The organism is Streptomyces sp. NPDC050416 (genome assembly GCF_044458845.1).
In the GTDB taxonomy this organism is placed as follows: Bacteria; Actinomycetota; Actinomycetes; order Streptomycetales; family Streptomycetaceae; genus Streptomyces.
The window spans coordinates 479,796-496,360 of sequence record NZ_JBITII010000006.1; the positions used below are offsets into that span (position 1 = coordinate 479,796).

General features: G+C 71.3%; 11 protein-coding genes and 1 pseudogene. 4 read left to right on the forward strand and 8 right to left on the reverse strand.

The annotated features are described in order from the left end of the window. Positions 1-9: 9 nt before the first annotated feature. On the reverse strand, positions 10-993 hold the full coding sequence (locus tag ACIBL4_RS21900) for a DNA polymerase thumb domain-containing protein (protein ID WP_399412482.1): 984 nt from the start codon (positions 991-993) through the stop codon (positions 10-12). Beyond that, positions 990-4,463 carry a DNA polymerase III subunit alpha gene (locus tag ACIBL4_RS21905; RefSeq protein ID WP_399412484.1) on the reverse strand — a complete coding sequence of 1,158 codons (3,474 nt, stop codon included), beginning with the start codon at positions 4,461-4,463 and terminating at the stop codon, positions 990-992. The genes ACIBL4_RS21900 and ACIBL4_RS21905 overlap by 4 nt, the downstream gene beginning before the upstream one ends. A gap of 152 nt (positions 4,464-4,615) precedes the next feature. Between ACIBL4_RS21905 and ACIBL4_RS21910 the strand changes: the two are divergent. Further along, positions 4,616-5,380 (forward strand): annotated as a pseudogene (locus ACIBL4_RS21910) (DUF3533 domain-containing protein). A gap of 265 nt (positions 5,381-5,645) precedes the next feature. Here the strand turns inward: ACIBL4_RS21910 and ACIBL4_RS21915 are convergent. The 3 genes from ACIBL4_RS21915 to ACIBL4_RS21925 all read right to left on the reverse strand — a co-directional run bounded on the left by ACIBL4_RS21915 (position 5,646) and on the right by ACIBL4_RS21925 (position 9,484). Further along, a complete protein-coding gene (locus ACIBL4_RS21915) occupies positions 5,646-6,728 on the reverse strand; it encodes a S1 family peptidase (RefSeq protein WP_399412486.1) in 1,083 nt (360 codons plus the stop codon). A 370-nt stretch (positions 6,729-7,098) separates the two neighbouring features. Beyond that, positions 7,099-8,004 (reverse strand): S1 family peptidase, encoded by a 906-nt coding sequence (locus tag ACIBL4_RS21920; RefSeq protein WP_399412488.1) that lies wholly within the window; start codon positions 8,002-8,004, stop codon positions 7,099-7,101. Positions 8,005-8,236: 232 nt separating this feature from the next. Continuing rightward, positions 8,237-9,484 (reverse strand): DUF5685 family protein, encoded by a 1,248-nt coding sequence (locus ACIBL4_RS21925; RefSeq protein ID WP_399412490.1) that lies wholly within the window; start codon positions 9,482-9,484, stop codon positions 8,237-8,239. A gap of 289 nt (positions 9,485-9,773) precedes the next feature. Between ACIBL4_RS21925 and ACIBL4_RS21930 the strand changes: the two genes are divergently transcribed. After that, positions 9,774-10,211 (forward strand): cell division protein SepF, encoded by a 438-nt coding sequence (locus ACIBL4_RS21930; protein ID WP_399412492.1) that lies wholly within the window; start codon positions 9,774-9,776, stop codon positions 10,209-10,211. 35 nt (positions 10,212-10,246) lie between these two features. Here the strand turns inward: ACIBL4_RS21930 and ACIBL4_RS21935 are convergent, their stop codons facing one another. Both ACIBL4_RS21935 and ACIBL4_RS21940 read right to left on the reverse strand, forming a co-directional pair. After that, the gene (locus ACIBL4_RS21935) at positions 10,247-11,437 is read right to left on the reverse strand and encodes an acyl-CoA dehydrogenase family protein (protein WP_399412494.1); all 1,191 of its coding nucleotides are present in this window, start codon (positions 11,435-11,437) and stop codon (positions 10,247-10,249) included. A 251-nt stretch (positions 11,438-11,688) separates the two neighbouring features. Beyond that, the gene (locus ACIBL4_RS21940; protein WP_399412496.1) at positions 11,689-13,290 is read right to left on the reverse strand and encodes an MFS transporter; all 1,602 of its coding nucleotides are present in this window, start codon (positions 13,288-13,290) and stop codon (positions 11,689-11,691) included. Positions 13,291-13,564: 274 nt separating this feature from the next. Here ACIBL4_RS21940 and ACIBL4_RS21945 point away from each other — a divergent pair, with 274 nt between their 5' ends. Continuing rightward, positions 13,565-14,968, forward strand: coding sequence for a glycosyltransferase family 39 protein (locus tag ACIBL4_RS21945; RefSeq protein WP_399412498.1), 1,404 nt, complete (start codon positions 13,565-13,567; stop codon positions 14,966-14,968). Positions 14,969-15,195: 227 nt separating this feature from the next. After that, a complete protein-coding gene (locus ACIBL4_RS21950; RefSeq protein ID WP_399412500.1) occupies positions 15,196-16,188 on the forward strand; it encodes a phosphatase PAP2 family protein in 993 nt (330 codons plus the stop codon). Positions 16,189-16,306: 118 nt separating this feature from the next. On the opposite strand, the gene ACIBL4_RS21955 is transcribed toward ACIBL4_RS21950, so the two are convergent. Beyond that, on the reverse strand, positions 16,307-16,522 hold the full coding sequence (locus ACIBL4_RS21955) for an I78 family peptidase inhibitor (protein WP_356926717.1): 216 nt from the start codon (positions 16,520-16,522) through the stop codon (positions 16,307-16,309). Positions 16,523-16,565: the final 43 nt, after the last annotated feature.

Consider the following 16,565-nt stretch of genomic DNA (forward strand, 5'->3'; position numbering starts at 1 on the left):
CAGAAGGATCTACGCCGCCAGTCCCCCTAGTCCCCCGGGCATCACCGCCCGCGGCCCGAACTTCGCCCGGGCTCGGTCCGCGACCTCCTCGATACGGCGGACCTTCTCGTCCACCGGGTCGAAGGTCAGCTGATGGGAGGCCTGATCGGCGGGGTCGAGCCCCTCGGCGCGCAGGGTGATCGCGCGGACCCGGGCGCGTTGCAGGCCGAGGGCCTCGTACATGCCGTACGCGGCCCTGGTCAGGTCGGGGGAGTGCGCGGTCGGTTCGGCCAGCGTGCGGCTGCGGGTGGTGGCGGAGCGGTCGGCGTAGCGCACGGTGAGGGTGAGCGTGCGGCAGACCTTCTCCAGGGCGCGCAGCCGGGCACCGATCTCCTCGGCGGCCGACAGCAGGGCACGGCGGTGACGGTCCGGGTCCAGTTCGTCGCGGCCGAAGGGGCGTTCCGTGGCGAGGGAGCGGGAGACGGCGTTCGGTACGACCCGGCCGCGGTCGACGCCGTTCGCCCTCTCGTGCAGCTCGCGGCCGGCCTTCGCGCCGATCAGCCGCTGGAGCGTGGACAGCGGCGCGGCGGCGACCCGGCCGAGGGTGTCGAGGCCGTAGTCGCCCAGCGTACGGGCGGTTGCGGCGCCCACGCCGGGCAGCGCGGCGACGGGTTTGTCCGCGAGGAACTCCGCGATGGCGTCCCGCTCCTCGGGCACCGCACACGTCACCCCGGGCACGGCGTCGCGCAGCGCCACGCGGGCCAGCATCGGCCCGGGCCCGGCTCCGATCACGCAGTCGACGCCGTACAGCGCGAGCGAGCGCACCCGGATCACCGAGGCCAGTTCGACGGCGTTGCGCCCGAAGTACCGCTCGGCGCCCCGCAGATCGGCCAGCGCCCCGTCCGGTGGCAGGGCCTGGACGACGGGGGTGAACTCCTCGAGCATCCCGAGCAGTCGGGGCAGGTCGGCCTCGCGCGTCGGAGGCAGCTGGAAACGTACGCAGAGGATGGTCATCCCGCACTCCCCGGACTCTGGTGCCACAACTTCCTTCCCACCGCGGGCCCTTCGCCCGCGGGACGCAGATCGGCCCAGGGGTGCATCTCGTACCCCGTGGGCATCCGGATCTTGCGCTGCTCCGCCGGATCCTGGTCCGCGGAGCCCGCCGCCCCCTCGCCGCCACCGGAATCACCGGAACCGGAATCGGCACCCGCACCGGCACCGGCACCGGCACCGGCCAACCGGGCCGCGACCCCCTCCAGCCCTTCCTCCCGGCGCACCTCCAGCAGCTCCGCGAGGTTCCAGGCGGCGGCGCCCACCACGCTGAGGCTGCGCGGGCCGCGCCGCTGCACCACCCCGCGCACCAGCAGCAGCCAGGAGTGGAAGACGGTGTGGGCGCAGGCGTCGTGGGAGTCGTCGAAGAAGGCGAGGTCGACCAGGCCCGTGCCGTCGTCCAGGGTGGAGAAGATGACCCGCTTGCCGGACCGGATCGGCGGTGTCTGCGTGGCCGCCTTGGCGCCCGCGACCAGCACCGTCTCCCCGTGCCGGGCCTCGCGCAGCCGCCGCGCCGACACCACGCCGAGCTCGTCGAGGAAGGCCCGGTGATCGTCCATCAGATTGCGTGAGGCGTCCATGGACAGCACGCCCAGCTCGGCGCTGAGCCGCTCCGACGAGGTGAGGTCGGGCAGCCCCGCCGGGGCGGTCTTCCGCCCCCCGGCCAAGGGCAACTGCCCACCGCCCGCGCCCCGCGCACCCCGGTGCAGCTCGGTCAGATGCAGTTGCAGATCACGGCGGTTGGCGCCGAACGCGTCCAGCGCTCCCACCTGCGCGAGCCGCTGGGCCAGCGGACGGCTGGGCCGGCCCCGCTCCCAGAAGTCGACCAGCGAGGCGTACGGCTGCCCCTCGGCGATCCGTGCCGCCTCGTCCTCCCTGATGCCGTGCACATCGGAGAGCGCCAGCCGCAGCCCCCATTTACCGGACACCAGTTCGATACGGTGTGCGACGCCCGACTTGTTCACGTCCAGCGGCAGCACGGGCACCCCGCGCCGCCGCGCGTCCGCCAGCAGCAGCCGCTTCGGGTACATCCCGGGGTCGTGCGTCAGCAATCCCGCGTAGAAGGCGGCCGGATGATGCGCTTTCAGCCACGCCGACTGGTACGTCGGTACGGCGAAGGCGACGGCGTGGGCCTTGCAGAAGCCGTACGACCCGAAGGCCTCGATGATCTCCCAGGTCCGCTGAACCGTTTCCGCGTCATAGCCGTTCGCCGCCGCGTGCTGCGCGAACCACACCTTGATCCGCCCCTGCGACTCCGGATCGGACAGCCCGCGCCGCACCCGGTCCGCCTCACCGCGCCCGCAGCCGGTCATGATGGCGACGATGTCGATGATCTGCTCGTGGAAGACGACGACCCCGTACGTCTCCTTCAGCGGCTCCTCCAGGTCCGGGTGCGGATAGCGGATCGGCGCCCGCCCGTGCCGCGCCTCGATGAACGGCCGCACCATGTCGGCGGCGACCGGTCCGGGACGGAACAGCGAGATGTCGACGACGAGATCGTGGAAGTCGGCCGGCTGGAGCCGCCCGACCAGGTCCCGCTGCCCCGGCGACTCGATCTGGAAGCAGCCGAGCGTCTCGGTCGACCGGATCAACCGGTACGTCTCCGGATCCCCCGGCGACAGCCCGTCCAGATCGACCCTCACCCGCGAAACCCGCTCCACTTCCGCCACGGCGTGCGCCATGGCCGACTGCATCCGCACCCCCAGCACATCCAGCTTCAGCAGCCCCAGGTCCTCCACGTCGTCCTTGTCGAACTGCGACATCGGAAAACCCTCGCCACTGGTCGGCATGACCGGCGTACGCGCCAGCAGGGAGGCGTCGGACAGCAGCACACCGCACGGATGCATGGCCACCCCGCGCGGCAGGGCGTCCAGCGCCTCGGCCAGCTCCCACAGCTTCCCGTACTTCTCCTTCTCCCCCGCCAGCGCACGCAGTTCGGGCAGTTCCTCCAGCGCCGCCCGGGCGTCCCGCGCCCGGATGTGGGGAAAGGACTTGGCCACCCGGTCGATCTCGGCCGGGTCCATGGACAGGGCGGCCCCCACGTCACGGATCGCATGCCGTACGCGATACGTCTCCGGCATCGCGACCGTCGCGACCCGCTCGGTGCCGAACCGGCCGATGATCTTGCGGTAGACCTCCAGCCGGCGCGCGGACTCCACGTCGATGTCGATGTCGGGCAGGACGACCCGCTCCTTCGACAGGAACCGCTCCATCAGCAGCCGGTGCTCGATCGGATCGGCGTGCGCGATCCCGAGCAGATGGTTGACGAGCGACCCCGCCCCGGACCCCCGGGCGGCGACGCGGATTCCCATCTCCCGCACATCGTCGACCACTTGGGCCACGGTCAGAAAATAGGAAGCGAAGCCGTGGTGGACGATGATGTCCAGCTCGTGGTGCATCCGCTCCCAGTACTCCCGCCGCCGGTCGTACCCGCGCAGCACCATCCCCGCCGCCGCCCGCGAGGCCAGCGTCCGCTGGGCGCTGCGGCGGTCGGCACCGACCAGATGCGGCTCGGGGAAGTGGACGGTACCGATCCCGAGATCGTCCTCGGGATCGACCAGGCACTCGGCGGCGGTGACCTGAGTCTGCTCCAGCAGCCGATGAGCGGTGTCCCGCCGGAACCCCGCGGCCTCGACGATCCGCTCCGCCACCCCGACCATGACCCCGGCCCCCTTGAGCCAGGCCTCACCGGAGTCCAGCTCCTTGGTCGGGTCGACGGGCACCAGCCGGCGCGCGGCGTCCAGCACGTCGGCGACCGGCCCCAGACCCGGGTCGGCGTACCGTACGGCGTTGCTGAGCACGGGCCGGATCCGCTGCTCGGCGGCGAACCCGACGGTCCGGGCGGCCAGCCGCAGGGAGCCGGGCCCCGTACCTTTCCGGCCATGCCAGACGGCCTCCAGCCGCAGGGCGTCGCCGTAGGCCTCCCGCCAGGGCGCGAGCAGCCGCGCCGCACGGTCGGGACGCCCGGCGGCCAGGGCACGCCCCACATCCGAATCAGGCCCGAGCAGCACGGTCACGCCCTCGGCGTGATGGCGCCCCCAGGGCAGCAGGGGCGTCCCCTCCCCCTCGTGCGCCGCCGAGACGAGCCGGCACAGCCCGGCCCACCCACGGGCGCCGTCCCGGGCGAGAAAGGTCACCCGGGGGGCGGACTCGTCGACGAAGGCGCCACCGCGCACAGGAGTCCGGCGCCGCCCCCGCCCGGGCTCGGGCGGCTCCCCTCCCGCCACCGCCAGATCCGCCCCGAACACGGGACGGACCCCCGCCTTCGCACAGGCCTTGGCGAACCGGACGGTCCCGGCGAGCGTGTCGCGATCAGTCAGAGCCAGGGCGTCCATGCCCCGCTCGGAGGCACGCTCGGCCAGCCGCTCCGGATGCGAGGCTCCATACCGCAACGAGAATCCGGAGGCGGTGTGCAGATGCGTGAACCCCGGCACACGCACCTCCCGCACTCGTGAACCACACCGGTTCGAACATCTGTTCCCAGCTACCTCACCCCCACCATACCCCCATCCTCGAATGCATGTGCGACATCCGTTCGGCCCCGCCCCACCTGCGGAAACACCGGAACGCCCCCGACCGTGGAGCCATGCCGCACCGCTCGTTCCGCGACGAGGTGAGAGACGCCGTCACCCCGCGGGCCACTTTGCTCATCGTCGGCGTGGTCGCACTCCAGCTGCTGTTCGTCGCCTCCTACGTGGGAGCGCTGCACGACCCGAAACCCAGGGACTGCCCTTCGCGGTGGTCGCCCCCGGGGCCGCGTCCGATCAGGCGGCGACCCGGCTGAACCAGCTGCCCGGCTCTCCCCAGGACCCCCGAGCACTGCCCGACGAGTCCACCGCCCGGCACCAGATCAAGAACCGGGACACCGACGGCGCCCTGGTCATCAACCCAACCGGCATCGACACCCTCCTGGTCGCCTCCGGCGGCGGCAGGATCCTCTCCACCACCCTGCCCACCCTCGTCACCACCCTGGAGAGATCGGAGAGGCGCCCCTTCCGGACGGTCGACGTCATCCCATCGGCCTGGGCACCCTGATCATCTTCGCCGTGGGCGCGGCCACGCTGGCCCTGCAGGGCATCTTCGGCACGATCGGCATCGGCCTGGTCATCCTGCTGGTGGTGATCCTCGGCAACCCGAGCGCGGGCGGCGCCCTGCCCCCACCCCTCCTCCCACCCTTCTGGAAGGCCCTCGACCCGGCCCTGCCCCCGGGCGCCGGCACCTGGTCGACCCGCTCGATCGCTACTTCGAGAACAACACCCTGACCGCACCACTCCTGGTACTGGCGGCATGGGCGGCGGCGGGATCCGCGATCGCGGTGGCGGCATCCGCGACCCGCCGCAAGGCGCTGTAACGGTGCCCGGCGTTGAGGCGGCAGCTGAGCCCTAGGGGGTTTCGCAGCCCGGCGTTGCGGGGTGCCGCTGCGCCCACCCGTGCCGCCTGGGGGTACCTCCCAGGCCCTTAAGGCACTGGGGGAGGCACGACTGCCCGCAGCGGCGGCCTGCGCCGGCTCAGCCGAGACCCACCACCGCGAAGGCGCCACACACACGGGCAGCGCCATACAGAAAAGCCCCGCCCCTCACACAAGGGGCGGGACTTCACAAGCCTGGAGCCGGAACTCAGCCGATCTCGGTCCCGGTCGCCGACAGCGCCTCCGTCACCGGCTGGAAGAAGGTCTCCCCACCGGACGTGCAGTCACCACTGCCACCGGACGTCAGCCCGATCGCGTTGCTGCCCGAGAAAAGCGAGCCACCACTGTCACCGGGCTCCGCGCACACGTCGGTCTGGATCAGACCGTTCACGATGTCGCCGTTGCCGTAGTTCACGGTGGCGTCCAGCCCCGTGACCTTCCCGTCGTGCACCTGGGTCGTCGAACCGCTCCGCGTGACCTCCATGCCGACCGTCGCCTCGGCGGCACCCGTGATCTTCTGCGTCGAGCCGTTGTAGAGGTTCACCTCACTCGGGTGAGCCACCTCCGCGGTGTACTTGACGAGCCCGTAGTCGTTGCCCGGGAAGCTGGAGTCCGCGTTGGTGCCGATCTCCTTGCCGCTGGAGTCCGACCACGTCGAGATGCCCTCGGTGCAGTGCCCCGCGGTCAGGAAGAACGGCTCGCCGCCCTTGACGACGTTGAAGCCGAGCGAGCAGCGGCCACTGCCGCCGGTGATCGCGTCGCCACCGGCGACGAAGGGCTTGTACTCGCCCTTCGTCCGCTTGAGTTCGGCCTTCGCACCGAGCCCGTCGACGACCTTCGTCAGCTTCGTCCACTCGGCCTTGGACACCGTACGGTCGGCGGTGACGACGACCTTGTTCGTCGTCGGGTCGGTCACCCAGGAGGTGCCCGGAATCGTCGCGTCCTGCTGCAGCGTGCCGCGGGCGCTCTTCAGTTCGGCGAGGGAGTTCGCCACGACTCTCGCCTTGGCTCCCGCCTTCTCGACGGCCTTGGCCGCGGCCTCGTCGAGCACGTTCACCACGAGCTTCTTGCTCTTCGTGTCGTAGTACGTGCCCGCCGCGTCGGCGCCGAGGTCCTCGGCCAGCGTCGAGGCGAGCTTTCCGGCCGCCGCGACCGACAGGGTCCGGGGCGTGGAGGCCTCCGGGGTCTCGCTCGCGTTCGCAGTCTGGAAGGTGACTCCCGCGGCGACCAGTGCGGCGATGCCCGCACCTGCCACGGCTGCACGCCGCTTGGGTATGCGTCGGTGCTTCAACTCACGTCCTCCTGTGGGGGGTCGGCCCGAGAGGTTGTGGGGACCTCACGAACCGGAAGGCCTTGTTGACGAGCGCCCACTATTCCGAGGACAACGGGGAGCACACAAGGGTGAGTTCGAGACGCGCGTAGACAGCGCTTCGCACGCCCCTCATTTTGACCGTCCACGATCAAATCGGACCCAACTCCCCTGCGTTCACAGTGCAAACATTACGCGTGAGTAATGTGCGGGCACTCTGCGGGGTTCACGCATGGCTGGATTTCGCCCCTCCGCCAGCCGGTTCAGAGGGACGCCCGCGCTCCACACGAAAGCCCCCGCACGCCATGCGTGCGGGGGCTGCGAAGCGCTGCGAACTGCCGCCGGGGGCTTCTTAGTACACGCTGACCCCGTAGGCGCTCAGGGCCTCCGTGACGGGCTGGAAGAACGTCGTACCACCGGAGGAGCAGTTACCACTGCCGCCGGAGGTCAGACCGTACGCGACGCCGTTGCTGCCGTAGAGCGAACCGCCGGAGTCACCGGGCTCGGCACAGACGGTGGTCTGGATCAGGCCGGAGACGATGTCCCCGCCCCCGTAGTTCACGGTGGCGTTGAGGGCGGTGACCCGGCCGCTGTGCGTACCGGTCGTGGAGCCGTCGCGGATGACGGTGGTGCCCACGCTCGGGGTGGCCGCGCGCGTGATGTCCACGCCGTTCGCGGTGCCGGGACGGCTGACGGAGCCGCTGTAGCGGACGATGCCGTAGTCGTTGCCCGGGAAGCTGGAGCCGGCGGTCGAGCCGATGACGTTGGTGCGGCCGGAGTTGGAGTACCAGGTGCCCGCGCCGTCGGTGCAGTGACCGGCGGTCAGGAAGTATTCGGTGCCGTTGCTGGCACGGACGTTGAAGCCGAGGGAGCAGCGCCAGCTACTCGCATAGATGGCGTCGCCGCCCTGGATCAGCTTGTTGAACTTGCCGGGGGTGCGCTTGATCGTGAGCGCGTCGGCGTTGGCGCCGGCCTGCTGCTTGATCTTCGCTATCTCGGCCTGGCTGACCGTGCTGTCGACGGTCAGGAGCACGCGGTTGGTCTTGCTGTCGACGGCCCAGGCGGTGCCCGGGATGTCGGCCTTCAGGATCGAGCCGCTGGCACTCTTGAGCTCGGTGGCGCTGAAGGTGGCGGGGGTGCCGGACGCGTTCGCGCTGGGGATCGCGATCGCTGCGGCGGCGACGAGGCCGGTGGAAACGGCGATCAGCCGGGTCCGTCTCGAAATGCCGCTGCGGGGGGTGGTGCGCTTGATCCTCACTTTTCGTTCCTCCACAAAGGAAGTCGGGGGCCCTCGTGGGGTTTCGGGCCCGTGAGGCGCAGTCCGGGGCGAGGCAGGCCGGATTCCGAATCCGCCGTGCCCCTGACAAGCGCTGTGGGGGGAGTATTCGGCCGAACGGCCGGTAGGCGCAAGAGGGCCTTTCGGCCGTGCCCTTCTGAACCACCGGTCACGGCTGGGTCAGCCGTCGCAGGGGCAGCAGCAGTCGGCGGGGTCAGCCGTCGCAGGGGCAGCAGCAGTCGCATCCGTCGCAGTCGCAATCACGGCAGCAGCCCTCGCGCTTCTTGCGGGACCAGGGCCCCTCGTACTCCTTGGCACAGCACAGCTTGCAGGTGCAGCACAGCAGCCAGAACATCCCGCAGCCGGCCCAGAACCCGCGCCGGCCCCGGGGCGGCTGGGGCACCGGCACACCACCACCGCCGAGACCACCGCCGCCGTACCCTCCCCCACCTGCGAACGGGTTCCCGCCACCACCCGCGTACGGGTTCTGTCCGGAGCCATGCGCCCCGTACGGCCCGTGCGGCCCCTGGCCGTACGGCCCCTGAGACGGCTGCTGCCCGTACGGCCCGCCCTGGTGTGACGCGCACACCGGCACCGCGCCGAACGCCCGGTCCACCGAGCGCCGCAGTTCGTGCACGAACAGCAGATGCACGAGCTTCGCGTCGGCGAACTCGGCCTCGCCCAGCGCGAGCCGCACCCCGTGCACCGCGTCGTCGGCGAGCCTCCGGGCCTCCGCGAGGGAGGTGCCGGTCGCGGCGATCGGGTTCCAGGCACCTGACGTCGCGTCAGCGTGCAGGTCCTCCACGGCGTCCAGGAGGTGGGCCAGCCGCCCGAAGAGCCGTCCGGCCTCGGCGAGCGGCCCGGCGTTGTGCGGCCGTCCGGCGAGGACCGCCGTGTGTGCGAAAGCGGCAGCGGTCGCGGTCTCGGTCGGTTCGGTGACCGTCAGGATCGGCGTACCGGGCCCGGCGAGCGTCTCGATGCCGCTCTGCCGGTCCACGGCGTCGACCAGGACGGCCGTGTCGAACCCGACGGCGGAGCCGGTGCGCGCCCCGGCGCGGTCCCAGCCCGCGGCGATCCGGCGCGCGGCGCGCGCGACCGGCGCGCGGGCCAGCAGCCCGTCGCCGTCGGCGACGTGGTCGCGCACCTTGGCGGAGGCGAGCACCAGCGACACGGCCGCCGCGAGCCGCGCTCCCTCACCGTGCGCGACGGACGCGGTACGCATCCCGCGCAGCGGACACGGCCCCGCCGTACGCCGCCCCACACCACTCGACGTGCCGGACGTCCGTTCCGCCTGAGCCTCCGTCAACACGGAGACGAGAAGCCCGTCATAGTTCGTGACGATGCGCGCGAGCTGACCGTGGTCCCCGCGCAGCGCGAGACACAGACCACACAAATGCGCCATCCACTGGGCCGTGAGGCTCTCACCGAGCCGGTGCCGACAAGGCCTGACCATTCCGAACACGACGTCCCCCCGTGCTTCGTACGACGTTTGGCGCCGCATGGTATCGGCCATCACGTTCACCCGTACGCACCGCTCATCACCCGTACGCCGCGAAGAATCATATTTCACTCACAGTCAGCAGCCGTTTACGACAAGACCCTTGGGAAACACGGACTCTCGACGGATTCGCTGTGCACCAGTACCGTCACAAACCCCCCGTGCGGCGTCTATCCACTTGGCGCGCCATCCGCATCATGGACGACCATAGGGATGCGGAAAGCAAGAAAGACCGCTGTGAGAGGAGGCGTCCATGGGATCGGTACGCAAGGCAAGTGCCTGGCTTGGCCTCGTCGACGACAACGAAGACGAGCGTTACTACGACGACGACTACTCCGACGGGACCGAGCCCGGGGAGGCCTGGGTCACCGATCCGCGCGTCAAGGTGGCCTCGGACGTCGCCGAGGAGAAGGGGCGCCGCATCGGCACGGTGACCCCGGACAGCTTCCGGGACGCCCGCTCCATCGGCGAGCTGTTCCGCGAGGGCGTGCCGGTCATCATGAACCTCACGGCCATGGACGCCGGCGACGCCAAGCGCGTGGTCGACTTCGCGGCCGGGCTGATCTTCGGCCTGCGCGGTTCGATCGAGCGGGTGTCGACCCGGGTGTTCCTGCTGACCCCCGCCAACACGGAGATCGTGAACGGCGACCCGGCCGCGCACCGCACGGACGGCTTCTTCAACCAGAGCTGAGGCAGGGCCGCTCACCGGCCCTGCCCCCGCGGGGTTCACCGGAAGGCATCGAGCCCGGTGAGCGCCTTGCCCAGCACGAGCTGGTGCATCTCGACGGTGCCCTCGTAGGTGAGCACCGACTCGAGGTTGGTCGCGTGCCGCATGACGGGGTATTCGAGCGAGATCCCGTTGGCGCCGAGAATGGTGCGCGCCGTGCGGCAGATCTCGATCGCTTCTCGTACGTTGTTGAGCTTGCCGAAGCTGACCTGCTCGGGACGCAGGCGGCCGGCGTCCATACGCCGCCCCAGGTGATGGGCGAGCAGAATTCCCTTGTGTAGCTCGACCGCCATGTCGGCGAGTTTGGCCTGGGTGAGCTGGAAGCCGCCGATGGGCCGTCCGAACTGCTCCCGCGACTTCGCGTAGTCGACCGCGGCCTCGAAGCAACTGCGGGCCGCGCCCATGGCGCCCCAGACGATCCCGTACCGCGCGTGCGACAGACAGCTGAGCGGTCCGCGCAGGCCGGCGCCTTCCGGCAGTACGGCGTCGGCGGGCAGCCGTACGTCGTCGAGGACGAGTTCGCTGGTGACGGAGGCCCTGAGGGACCACTTGTGCTTGATCTCAGGGGCGGAGAAACCGGCGCTGTCCGTCGGCACGACGAACCCGCGGATCCCGTCGTCGGTCTGCGCCCACACGACGGCGACGCCGGCGACCGAACCGTTGGTGATCCACATCTTGCGGCCGTTGAGGATCCAGTCGGTGCCGTCGCGCTTGGCGTACGTCCGCATGGAGGCCGGGTCGGATCCGTGGTCGGGCTCGGTCAGTCCGAAGCAGCCGATGACCTCGCCGGAGGCCATGCGGGGCAGCCACTGCTGCTTCTGCGCTTCGCTGCCGAAGCGGTGGACGGCGTACATGGCGAGGGAGCCCTGCACGGAGACGAGGCTCCGGATGCCGGAGTCGGCGGCCTCCAGCTCCAGGCAGGCGAGCCCGTACTGCACGGCGGACGCGCCGGCGCACCCGTAGCCGTCCAGGGACATGCCCAGGGCGCCGAGCTCTCCCAGCTCCCGGGCGAGTTCCCGGATCCCCGGCAGCTCCCCCTTCTCGTACCACTCGGCGACATGGGGCAGCACCCGGTCCGCGGCCCAGGCCCGCACGGTGCCCCTGATCCCGAGATCCTCCGGAGCCAGGAGGTCGTCCAGCCCGAGGAGGTCGGCTGGGTCGAAGGGAGGAAGCTTGGACGACTCGGACATGGACACCCTCCGGAACTCTTTAACTAGCACTGCTAGCCAAGACGCTACGACCTCCACCCACCCACGCACCACCCGTAGCTGCCGACTACAGGGCTGAAGTCGCCAGTGGGAAGTCGCCAGTGGGGGCACAGCACCACCGGCGTCCGCGCCCCTCATCACGACCGCAAGCCGCCGACGGCGCCGCACCCCCACAGGCGACCTCCACCCCTCAGTCGGCAGATACGGGTGGCGCGTGGGCGGGCGAAAAGGCGTCACACCGAGACGCGCGACTCCGCAGCGTCCCTGGGTGCGGGCAACTCCACCGCACCCTCACCCTCACACTGCATGACCCGCGGCAACCGCAACGCCATCCCCGCCCCCAGCAGCAACAACCCCGCACTCACCAGCAACGTCACATGCAGCCCGTGCACGAACGCGTCCCGGGCGGCATGACGCAGGGCAACCCCGGCAACCCCGCCCAGCTGCGCGGCAACCTCGTACGCCTCCCCCAGCGAATGCCCCGCCGAGGAGGACGCCGACTCCGGCACCCCCGGCACACCCGACAACCCGGGCGCGTACGCCGCGTTCATCACCGTGCCGAGCAGGGCGATCCCGATCCCCGCCCCCAGCTGGTACGACGTCTCCCCGATCGCCGCCGCCCCACCGGCCTGGTCCTGCGGCGCCTCGCTCAGCATCGACTCGTACGCCCCGAACAGCGTCGTCTCCAGCCCGAAGCCGAGCAGCACGAAGCCGGTCAGCATCAGCGCGCAGTCGTCCGTCCGGCCCAGCGCCGTCAGCAGCACCACCGCGAAGGCCGTCAGACAGAACCCGAAGCACACCATCCGCCGCGGCCCGAACCGCCGCAGCATCCGCGCACCGGCCAGCCCGGCCGCCATCGCGGCGAACGTCAGCGGCAGCAGCCGCAGCCCCGTCTCCAGCGGCGACAGCCCGAGCACCAGCTGGAGGTACTGCGCGGCGATCAGTTCGAGTCCGACCAGCGCGAGCATCGCCAGCACGATGCACCCGACGGCCGTGCTGAACGCCGGCCGCGCGAACATCCCGAGGTCGACCAGGGGATGCGTCCGCCGCCGCTGCCGCCGTACGAACGCGACCAGCAGCGACGCGCCCACCACCAGCGGCAGCACGGTGAGCAGGCTCCCCACCGACTCCCCGCCGCCGAGCCGCTTGACGCCCAGCACCACCCCGGACAGCCCGATCGCCGCCATCAGCGCGCCGACCACGTCCCAGGGCCCTTCGCCGTCGCCCTTGGACTCGGGCAGCAGCAGCCGCCCAACCGGGAGGCTGACCAGCATCAACGGGATGTTGACGAGGAACACCGAGCCCCACCAGAAGTGCTCCAGCAGGAAGCCGCCGAGCAGCGGCCCGACCGCCGCGCCCACCGCGGCCACGGCGCTCCAGATGCCGATCGCGAGCGCCCGCTCGCGCCGGTCCGGGAAGACCTGCCGCAGGATCGACAGGGTCGCGGGCATGATCATCGCGCCGCCCACACCGAGCAGCGCCCGCGCCACGATCAGTACCTGTGCGTTGTCCGCCAGGGCCGCCATGCCCGAGGCGACGCCGAACAGCGCGTACCCGAGGAGCAGGACCCTCCGGCGGCCGACGCGGTCGCCCAGCGTGCCGAACAGGATCAGCAGCGAGGCGCAGACGAGCGGATAGACGTCGACGATCCAGAGCAGCTCGATCCCGCCGGGCTTCAGGTCCTCGGTGACGGCGGGGACCGCCACGTGCAGCACGGTGGCGTCGACGGCGACCAGCAGCAGGCTGACGCAGAGGACGACCAGAACCACCCAGCGGTTGGCACCGGCCCCGGCCGCCCGACGGCGCAGCGCAGCGGCCGTGGTCGTCCCGGACATGTACGTACCTCCCAGATGTTCCTCGCGATCGGCGGGCTCACGGGGTGGGGGACACCCCCGCGACTCGGCCGGAGAGGAGCGGTGGTCTCCGGCCCGCGCAAACGAAAAGCGAGTGACACGTCAGAGTACGCGAGTCCGCGCCGGAGCCGAGTGGCGGACCTCTCACACGTCCGGCGGAAAGATGTGGTGTACGCCACTCCCCTCGCCACTCCCCTCTGCGCCGACCACGCCCCGGGCGGCCGGCCGGTTCCGGCACGGGTCGATAATCGGGCCCGTGACCGATCTTGAGACGCGCGCGGCCCCGTCCCGCGCCGGGGCGCTGCGCCGTGCGGCCCCGGCGCTGCTCGGGTACGCGGCCGTCCGTGCCCTGGGCCTCGTCGCCCTGGCCCTGTGGAGCGCGGCGCGCGACAAGAGCGCGTACACGCTGCTGACCGCTCGCTGGGACGCGCTCTGGTACACCAGGGTCGCCGAACTCGGCTACGGCTACGAGGTGCGTCTGGCGAACGGGGACGTGCACTCGAACCTCGCGTTCTTCCCGCTGCTGCCCTGGCTGGAGCGGCTGGTGGCGGCGGTGTCCCCGCTGTCGTACGCGGACGGCGGTTTCCTGGTGAGCCTGGTCGCCTCGGTCGCCGCGGCCTGGGGGATCTTCGCGGTCGCGGACCATGTGTACGGCCGCCGGGCCGGGGTGTGCGCGGTGCTGCTGTGGGCCGTGCTCCCGGTCGGGATCGTGCAGTCGATGGCGTACAGCGAGTCGCTGTTCACGGCGCTCGCCGCGTGGTCGCTGTACGCGGTTCTGACGGGCCGCTGGGTGACCGCGGGCACGCTGGCTCTGCTGGCGGGGCTGACCCGCCCGGTCGGGATGGCCGTGGTGGCCGCGGTGTGGGTGGCGGCGATCGCCTCCTTCGCGCGGGAGCGGCGGGCCGGCGACGCCCCCGAACCCGGCCCTAGGGCGTGTCCGCAAAGTCCCGCCTGCTCCGCGACGCCCGGCACGCTCCCCCACTGCCTTAAGGGCGTGGGAGGTGCCCCCACTCGCCGCACCGGTCGAACACCCGCGTACAACCAGTACGCGGGCGTCCGCCCGGCACTCCCCCAGCCTTCGGCCGGGGGGACCCCCAAGCACGCACCGAACGCCGCGCGGCCCGCCCTCCGGGCGGACGACGGGACTTTGCGGACACGCCCTGGCACCCGCCGCGTCCTCGGCATGCTGCTCGCCCCCCTCGGCACCGCCGGATACGTGCTGTGGGTCGGCCACCGCACCGGCAAGGGCCCGCTCGGCTATCTCGACGTACAGGCGGGATGGCGCAACGGCTTCGACGGGGGTTACGCCTTCGCCCGGTTCGTCGCCGAAAAGTTCACGTCGTTCCCCTCGGCCCTGGCCGGTGCCGGGCTGATCGCGGGGGTCGCGTCAGTCGTCTGGCTGTATGTGGCCGGAGTACGTGGGCGCCAGCCGCTTCCGCTGCTGGTCTACACCGGGGTGGTCACCGCGCTCGCCCTGTGCGCGTCGAGCTACTTCGGCTCGAAACCGCGCCTGTTGATGCCCGCCTTCCCGCTGCTGCTGCCCCTCGCGCTCGCCCTGGCCCGGCTGCGTATCCGCAGGTCAGCGCTGGTGCTCGGGTCGGTGGCGGTCGCCTCGGCGGTGTACGGGGCGCTCTGGCTGAACGGTTCCGGTCCCCCCTGACCCGCTGTGAGCGTCCGGAGAATTGCACGCCATGCCCCGGTGAACGAATTCAAAAGCTCAATAAAACGCGCTTCCGGAATGATCAAAGGAATTGAAGGCCGCAGGCCCCGGCGATTACGGATTCGCTGGAAATAAACCTCCTCCTGAGAGGAATCCCACATCACATCGTCATCACAAAGCCGTTGATTCGACGGGGATCCGAGCTCACTCGCTGTAACGTCGATTGGGTGCGTACCGAACCGAAGCTCACCCGTCTGGACCGGGTGTTCGCCCGGCTGGACCGTGAGCCGGAACGACCGGCCCACATCGATGTGCCGAAGATGAGCAGGCACCGCATCGTGCTCTTTGCGGCGACCCTGGCCTTCTACGGCGCGATCGTGTGGGCCGTGATCATCACGTCCTGGCTGGTGCGGCTCGACTGGCAGGTCATGTTCTTCCGGCCGTACCAGCAGTGGTCGGAGATCCACTGGTTCGTCGACTACTACGTGGTGCTCGGCCAGCGCGGCCCGACCGCCGTGATGGTCGCGGCCTGGCTGGGCTGGCGCTCCTGGCGGCAGCACACCCTGCGCCCGCTCCTCGCCCTCGGCGTCTCGCTGCTCCTGCTGAACATCACGGTCGGCGCCGCCAAGTACGGCATGGGCCGCCTGGGGCCGCACTACGCGACCGTGATCGGCTCGAACGAGATGTGGCGCGGCGGCGATATATTTCCGAGCGGTCACACCGCCAACGCCGTGGTGACCTGGGGAATCCTGGCCTACCTGGCCTCCACCGCGAGAGCGCAGCGCTGGCTGTCCGCCGTGTCCGCGGTGACCTCGCTCGGCGTCGGGATGGCCACCGTCTACCTCGGTACGCACTGGCTGAGCGATGTGCTGCTGGGCTGGGTCGCGGGACTGCTGATCCTGCTCGGTCTGCCGTGGTTCGAGCCGCTGATCGCCCGTTCCGAGGACCGGATCTTCGACCTGCGCGACCGCTGGCGGGACCGCCGGAGGCGTGCGGCGACGGCCGCTCCGCCGGTCGGCGCGCCGCCCGTGGTGGTCACGCCGCTGCCCGCCGACCGGGACGACGTCGCGGCCCGCTCGCCCCGGGCCCCGGTCTATCTGGCGCCGGGCCCGCACACGACCCGCTCGGAGCGCACCCCGACCACCCCCGCGGGCAGCCGCCGCCCGCCGCACACGGAACGGCACCCACGCGGCTCGGCCTCCTCCTCGGCCCGCCCCTGACAGGCGGCCCACCCCTGACAGGCGGCCGGCCACGACGGGCGGCCGGCCGGTACGCACACCCCGGCCAGGCACGGCGAAAGCCCCGGTTCCGCTCCGGAACCGGGGCTTTCGCGGTGTCTCAGCCCTTCCAGGCCCGCGCCACCCGGCCGCCCCTCACCTCGAAGTTCAGCCGGCCCACGCGGTACTCCATCGTGATGATCGCCCCCGGCGGCAGTGTGCGCACCGTCGGCCAGCCGCGCTCACGCGCGAGGTGCTCGGCCCGGTCGGCGTCCAGGCCGACATAGGTGTCCGGGCTGTCGTCGGGTTCCGCGGAAGGTGTCGGAATCGGTGCCATGCCGCCACGCTATGCCGTGCCCGGCGACCGCGGAAGTCCGGGC

Bases quoted from the DNA above. Each gene is read 5' to 3' on its own strand.
- ACIBL4_RS21900 (WP_399412482.1), bottom strand. From the start codon at position 993: ATGACCATCCTCTGCGTACGTTTCCAGCTGCCTCCGACGCGCGAGGCC.
- ACIBL4_RS21930 (WP_399412492.1), top strand. From the start codon at position 9,774: ATGGGATCGGTACGCAAGGCAAGTGCCTGGCTTGGCCTCGTCGACGAC.
- ACIBL4_RS21935 (WP_399412494.1), bottom strand. From the start codon at position 11,437: ATGTCCGAGTCGTCCAAGCTTCCTCCCTTCGACCCAGCCGACCTCCTC.
- ACIBL4_RS21940 (WP_399412496.1), bottom strand. From the start codon at position 13,290: ATGTCCGGGACGACCACGGCCGCTGCGCTGCGCCGTCGGGCGGCCGGG.
- ACIBL4_RS21955 (WP_356926717.1), bottom strand. From the start codon at position 16,522: ATGGCACCGATTCCGACACCTTCCGCGGAACCCGACGACAGCCCGGAC.